At 40.3% G+C, this 6626-nt stretch carries 7 protein-coding genes; all 7 read right to left on the bottom strand.

What is annotated here, in order from left to right:
* Window positions 1-137: 137 nt before the first annotated feature.
* Window positions 138-2237 (bottom strand): carboxy terminal-processing peptidase, encoded by a 2100-nt coding sequence (prc, locus tag AB204_RS19955; protein ID WP_047965139.1) that lies wholly within the window; start codon window positions 2235-2237, stop codon window positions 138-140.
* Window positions 2238-2256: 19 nt separating this feature from the next.
* Window positions 2257-2967 carry an RNA chaperone ProQ gene (proQ, locus tag AB204_RS19950; protein ID WP_047965138.1) on the bottom strand — a complete coding sequence of 237 codons (711 nt, stop codon included), beginning with the start codon at window positions 2965-2967 and terminating at the stop codon, window positions 2257-2259.
* Window positions 2968-3062: 95 nt separating this feature from the next.
* The gene (locus AB204_RS19945) at window positions 3063-3560 is read right to left on the bottom strand and encodes a GAF domain-containing protein (RefSeq protein WP_047965137.1); all 498 of its coding nucleotides are present in this window, start codon (window positions 3558-3560) and stop codon (window positions 3063-3065) included.
* 576 nt (window positions 3561-4136) lie between these two features.
* Window positions 4137-4490, bottom strand: a complete 354-nt coding sequence (locus AB204_RS19940) for a YebY family protein (RefSeq protein ID WP_047965136.1) — start codon at window positions 4488-4490, stop codon at window positions 4137-4139.
* Between the two features lie 145 nt (window positions 4491-4635).
* Window positions 4636-5616, bottom strand: coding sequence for a CopD family protein (locus tag AB204_RS19935; RefSeq protein WP_047965135.1), 981 nt, complete (start codon window positions 5614-5616; stop codon window positions 4636-4638).
* Complete coding sequence (gene yobA, locus AB204_RS19930) at window positions 5616-6002, bottom strand: CopC domain-containing protein YobA (RefSeq protein ID WP_047965134.1); 387 nt, start codon at window positions 6000-6002, stop codon at window positions 5616-5618. Before yobA ends, AB204_RS19935 begins: the two co-directional genes overlap by 1 nt.
* A 228-nt stretch (window positions 6003-6230) precedes the next feature.
* Window positions 6231-6626: non-heme ferritin (gene ftnA / locus AB204_RS19925; protein ID WP_047965133.1), on the bottom strand; the 396-nt coding region annotated here is incomplete at its 5' end.

The following is a 6626-nucleotide window of genomic DNA, read 5'->3' as shown; positions in this document are numbered from 1 at the left end:
GTAGAAAAAGGTTCAAAAAAATCCCTCGATTAAATCGAGGGATTTGTGTAGAAGAGACAGAGCCAAGCTGGGGGTTTTCTATATACAAAAAAAGGCCGGCTTGATAGCCGACCTTGCATCAATAACGAATTCTATAGCTACTTCGTTATAGCCATTTCAGCAGGCTGATGCGCTAAATCTAACGCAATTTTTACCGATTCATCTAAATATGGATCAGGCCCTTTATAATCTTTTGGTAAATCATCAAGTGACTTGAGCTGTTTTTTCCCTTCACGTTTAAAACGCTCATTAAGACGATTTAACTTGGTTGTTTCATATTGCTTATTCTCTTTCTCTCTTTGGATATAGTTTAGAGAGTAAACACCATTACGCTCCTTCATGGTCTTATAATAAGCAATATCCTCTTTGATATATTTAAACTCAGGATCATTAGCAACGCGATTGTTATGCAGTTTGGTCAATAGCGCCGCCAACTCTGAAATCACTTTCGAAGAAGTATAATCCGCAGGTTGGATACTGTCCCAAGGTAGCGCATTATCTTCCTGGCTTTCGCCCATTTCATTAGGATCTTCACCTGTGAGCATAACTATATCAGGCGTTACACCTTTCAGCTGAGTGCTGCCGCCATTTACTCGGTAAAACTTCTGAATGGTGTATTGCACAGAGCCAATTTTCGGCCAATCAGGCTCTAACATTTGATCATAAATCCGATGCAGAAGACGATGCATCTGAACTGTACCTTTACCAAAAGTAGGCTCTCCCAAGATTAATCCACGCCCATAATCTTGCATAGCCGCCGCAAAAATCTCAGACGCTGAAGCGCTTCTATTATCAACTAAAACAACCAAAGGGCCTTTGTAATATACTGCTTCATCCGTATCCGATTCTTCTTTAACTTTACCAATATTGTCTCGAATCTGAACAATGGGGCCAGTAGTAATAAACAAACCAGATAGAGAAACGGCTTCCGTTAATGCACCACCACCATTGCTACGCAAATCAATCACAATCGCGGAAACACCTTGCTTATTCAGTTTTTGCAACTGAACTTTTACATCGTTAGTCAAGCCAACATAGAAGCTCGGTATATCAAGAACCCCCACTTTTTCCTTGCCGACAGTCTTCACCGACATCTTGACTGCATTATCTTCAAGGCGGATATTTTCACGAGTTAAGGTGACAATATGATTTTTTGCCCCTTTTGTACTTGGAATAACTTCAAGACGGACTTTACTGCCTTTCGGCCCTTTGATCAGAGCGACAACGTCTTCTAAACGCCATCCGACAACATCCACAATAGGCTTGCCAACTTGCCCAACACCAATGATTTTATCCCCAACTTTCAGTAAATTACTTTTAGCCGCCGGTCCACCTGCAAGTAATGAACGGATAGAGATATATTCATCCTCATATTGTAAAACAGCACCAATACCTTCAAGAGAAAGGCTCATCTCTGAGTTAAATTGCTCTGTATCCTGAGGTGAGAGATAACTGGTGTGAGGGTCTATTTCACGGGTAAAAGACATCATGATACTTTGGAAAACATCCTCACTTTTGGTCTGCGTGAGGCGCTTCATCAACATCCGATAACGTTTAATCAGTGTTTCTTTGATTTCTTTATCATTTTTGCCTGATAATTTGAGATTTATCCAATCAAATTTAATCTTGGCATCCCAAAGCTTATTTAGTTCCTCAACACTCGTTGGCCAAGGAGCTTTAGTACGTTTTGTATCAATCGTCTCACTCCCTTCTAAATCAACGGGCTGATCCAAACGAGAGAGCACATATTGATAACGTTCAAAACGACGCTTTTGCATTAAATTAAACAGAGCATAAGGCAGCTTTAGATCGCCACTTTCAAGATCTTTTCCTAACATGCCCTTTTGAGCCGCAAACTGTGCAATATCCGATGCCAGAAAAACATTGTGCCCATAATCTAGCTGGTTCAGGTAACGATCAAATATTTTCCCTGAAAAATCAGCATCTAAATAAAATTGGCGATAATGAGAACGAAGCAAGCGGGAAACAATTCGCTTACTTACAGTAGAATGTTGTGGCTCCGGTTTTAAATCTGGCAACTGACTCAGACTGATAACAGCGGCATTGTGATTATTAATGGTACTGCCGCTAGCGACATTGCCACTACTGGCGATATTATTGCCATTAGTGGTATCTGAATATCCCGTACTAGAAAAAGATAGACCTAAAACGAAAGCCAAAGTAATGAGTTTGTTCATGCCCAAGTTGGCCTCCGTATCAGAACTTTAAGTGTTCTGCGCGTACTATCATTGCCAAACCAGTAGGTAACTGCACTCTTACACCATCTTTTGCAATTTCAAGCACAGAAGCATCCATTAAGCTTTTTCCTACGTTTACTTTGATTGTCTGACCGACTTTCAAAGAAGATACGTCTGTGACTGAGGTTAGCTCAGATTGTACAGTTTTCTTTGTGGTTTTATCTGCAGGTTTACGCGATTGTTGCAGACGGTTTTGCGAACGAGATGGACGTTTTTCACCATCACCTGATGTTTTTTGACGACGGGGAGCCGGCTTTTTACTTACAGGGCGTTCACTTTTCTTTTCAGATACGTTTTCAGTCTCACGTTTCTTGGCACGCTGTTCAGCTCGTTGAGCCTGTACACGCGCTTTTGCTTCCGCCAATTGCTGACGAGCATGTTCAATATGTTCGGCTTCCAACTCACCACATACATTCCCATCAAGGTCAACACGTTGGGCTCCCTCTTTAACGCCATAGAGATAGCGCCAACTGGAAGTATACAAACGCAAAGCAGAACGGAGCTGTGTTTTACTTAAACACTCTTCATTCTGAATACGTTCAACGATATCCTGAAAGATCCCAATCTTCAAAGGACGTGCTTCACCTTCTGCTACGAAACAGAGCGGGAAACGCTCAGCCAAGAAAGCAATAACTTCTTTACTACTGTTCAACTTAGGTTGATTTTCCATGAAATTTCCTGATTACAACGGTTTTGCCAACCAGCGCAGGCATGAACAGGCGACATTATAATAGTGTTACTGATAAATGCCACGCTATACGTATGTTAAGTTACGTTCTGTTGTAGATATTTTGACACAACACATTGCCCCAAATGTTTACAAAGCCTGTTCACCAGCGCTTCCAAGCCATTTTCATCATTCTCGTCAAACCGATCAAAAACCGTGCTATCGATATCCAAAACCCCAATAACTTGTCCATTGATTTCCAAAGGAAGAACAATTTCAGCATTACTAGCGGCATCACAGGCTATATGACCGGGGAAAGCATGCACGTCAGAAATACGCTGTGTACATTTATTCGCAACAGCTGTTCCGCATACACCTTTTCCTACGGGAATGCGAACACAAGCGTTCTTACCCTGAAATGGCCCTAATATTAGGGTATCATCATCCACTAAATAAAAGCCAACCCAATTAACATTATCCAAACGTTCATATAACAATGCACTCGTATTGGCAAGAGAAGCTATAAAGTCATATTCACCTGATAGCAACGCCATCAAGCTGTCTGTTAGCTCTTTATAAAATTCGCTCTTATTCATAAGGCCCTATAAAACAGATAAGATTTTAACAAAATAAAAACAAAAATTTTACACAAAATTTTTATCCTATTCAGCAGACTATTTCTGAGAAAAATCTGCCACCAAAATAGCAATTTCCCCAAAATATAAACTGTCTTTCTGAATTTAAATTTTCTTTAATTATTTTTACCAGTATTTGCTGATAAAACTCAGGCAGATATCACAGCTTATATTTAAAATCACTCCAATTTGCAGCCAGAACCGTGTTCTTGTTCATATTCTTATTATAAAACACCAAATCAAGATCCCGAACGATTGTTTTCTTCTCACCTACTTATTATATAGATAACAAAACGAGGTAATTTATTGAAAAGAGAGTCAAAACACCCGCTCCTTATAATAGACAAAAAAAGGCCGAGTCCACTCCTATACTCGGCCCAGGGAAAATGGCTCTGTCAAAGAGCCTTGCGCAAAAGTTGCCATTGAGACGTAGAACAACTTACCATCTAAAGCGTAGTTGACATGGCATGATTTACCAAATTTTACCCCTTTTTAGGTATTCGAGATATTATTAACATTAGAAATATTAACCGGTTTTTATTTTTTATCATTTGAATGATCACATAAAGCCGATGCCGCTTTCTGGAATGGCTCTACGCTCATTTTTTGATTGGGATTTTCTGGATTATCTAAGAGGATTGTATCTAATGATGTTGCAATAACTTTATTAGATTTCATCAATTTTGTTGCCAAACCATTCAACGGATACTGCATTAGTGTACTAGGATTTATCACAAATAGCGCCCCATCTGAGCGACAATCAAGCATCACCTCTTCGCGGGTAAATGCCCATTGCTTACCAAACTGTAGCTTGCTGATGGTTTGTATTGGCGAACTTACTCCCTGAAAAGAGAGAAGCAAAAAAGGCAAAGCCCAATATATTCGTTTCATTATCATTCCCCTGATATACCCGTCGTCTTTCAAGTTGCCGCTTTGTTGGCTGCATTTTGAAATCCATTAGGTTATAGATACATGATCTGATTTTATCGTTAATTTTTCTGTTAATGTACCCGGAATTTTACCAATCACTCAAGAATCATGCCGGAGACTGCGTTGCGAAAATCGCCACACATAATAATGCAGATGTACCCAGGATAATCTCCAACCAGATATTGATTATCAACAGTTGATAGCAACCTTTCTGCTTCAATTTGGGAACTAAAATATAACGGTTTATCAACGCCAAAAGCACCATGCCTGTAACCAAAACAATTTTCAGCCATAACACGGATTGGTATTCAGAAATAACGCGATTAAAAACAGGCCAACCCGGAATTAAAATCACACTACTCACAATTCCCGTTACAATCACCAAAAAAACAGCAACATGCCCATAGAGGGAAAATTTTCTCATTGCTGCCATACTTTCTGCATATAAACCAGCAGCAATATTTTTACTACTGTCTGTATCCCCTGCATGTGTGCCATTAATTAAGTATGTACTATCACGATATAAATTTGCTTCCGGTGCTTTCTTCAAACGCAAAAATTGTAGGCACAGCAAGAATGGCCATAATCCCCCAAACCAGTAACCTGCACTCAGCAAATGAACAACCTGATTGGCTTGCAGTAATAACCCTATGCTTCCTTCATACATAGCGGCATGACCAATGAAAGCGTGACTGGATAATAAGATAACGGCACAACTGAGCAATAGAAGGTTTCTGACCTTGGTATTGGAAAGGAATAACCCGCCAACAGCAAATATTGCAACCAATAACTGCCATTGCCACACTTGCCCAAAAGAAGTTCCCAATACAGCCAGCCAAATATCCGGGACATAAACATCATGCCAGCCATCCCCCATTAACCCTGCCTGAACAACAAACCAGACTATGGAAGTTATTAAAGCCAGCACTGTGCTGATTTGAATTCCAACCCTTAACCGTTCTCTCATCAGCCTCGAAAAATGACCGGAAGTCAGCATCACTGTGAATAAGCTCAAACCAAACATCAACATGACGACGACAAAATGAGAAAAACGGCAGAATACGTATAGTGCCTCTAGAGAGATCATTATTTTACAGTAAAGCTATAAGCGCCTTTTGTTTTATGACCATCGACAGAAAGTACACTCCAGTCGACACTATATTCTCCCGCAGCAAGTTTACCTTCAACTGGCAGGATAAGTTTGGTTTTGGTTTCAGGGTCAAGTTCCAATTTGCCTGTTTTGATCGCTGCTTTTTCCGGGCCAATCAAATTTACTTTACTAAATCCGAGTTCAATACGTTCTGAAAAACTCAACGTGATGGCTTGTGGGGCCGCTTCAACTGTCGTGTTTTCTGCCGGGATCTGATCTTTCAAATGAGCATGTGCCAAAGCCTGTTGGCAAGACATACCGACAAACAGAACAACCAGAGCAGATAACTTAGCCCAAGATGAACGGATATTAAAAATAGACATATAGATAACCCTTTAATATACAGGTGAATTTTTCATACTCAGACGGGGATTCTATATCAAAAGATCGGTTTAATCTGCGATATTCAAAGGGTAATGTCCTGACCTGTGAAGCACTACGCAAAAATGAGGGTAAAAACGAAAAGAACCGTAATTCCTGCCTCAAAAATAAACGAAAAGGCGGGAACTACGGTGAAAAAAGCGGTTAAGGCGAATTTATTTGGCGCTCTCTTAAGCGTGGTTTGGTGCCATAGACAGACCTTTCAGATCCTTATCCAGCAAGAACAGTGACTTGCCACTTTCACCCACCATATCCAGTTTACCCAGAATGGATTTGAACAACTTTTCTTCTTCATGTTGTTCAGCAACATACCATTGCAAGAAGTTAAAAGTAGAATAATCCTGTGTCATCATCGCGACATGGGCAAGTTTGTTGATCTCTTCTGTAATTAATTTTTCATGCTCATAAGTCTGCTTGAAGACATCAGAGATAGAATCAAACTCAACCGGAGGAGCCTGAATAGCACCCAGCACAGGCATTGAACCAGTGTCACCTAAATAATCAAACAAACGCTGCATATGCTGCATTTCTTCTTGTGAATGCGCTTTCAGAAATGCGGCTGCACC

Origin of the sequence: Xenorhabdus khoisanae, from assembly GCF_001037465.1 — a bacterium.
Taxonomy (GTDB): domain Bacteria; phylum Pseudomonadota; class Gammaproteobacteria; order Enterobacterales; family Enterobacteriaceae; genus Xenorhabdus; species Xenorhabdus khoisanae.
The sequence above is the reverse complement of the archived record's forward strand: the minus strand, read 5'-3'. Positions and strand labels throughout refer to the sequence as shown.

Excerpts from the sequence above, each read along its gene's own strand:
- AB204_RS19940 (WP_047965136.1), bottom strand. The coding sequence starts at position 4,490 with ATGAAACGAATATATTGGGCTTTGCCTTTTTTGCTTCTCTCTTTTCAG.
- prc (WP_047965139.1), bottom strand. The coding sequence starts at position 2,237 with ATGAACAAACTCATTACTTTGGCTTTCGTTTTAGGTCTATCTTTTTCT.
- AB204_RS19945 (WP_047965137.1), bottom strand. The coding sequence starts at position 3,560 with ATGAATAAGAGCGAATTTTATAAAGAGCTAACAGACAGCTTGATGGCG.
- yobA (WP_047965134.1), bottom strand. The coding sequence starts at position 6,002 with ATGTCTATTTTTAATATCCGTTCATCTTGGGCTAAGTTATCTGCTCTG.
- AB204_RS19935 (WP_047965135.1), bottom strand. The coding sequence starts at position 5,616 with ATGATCTCTCTAGAGGCACTATACGTATTCTGCCGTTTTTCTCATTTT.
- proQ (WP_047965138.1), bottom strand. The coding sequence starts at position 2,967 with ATGGAAAATCAACCTAAGTTGAACAGTAGTAAAGAAGTTATTGCTTTC.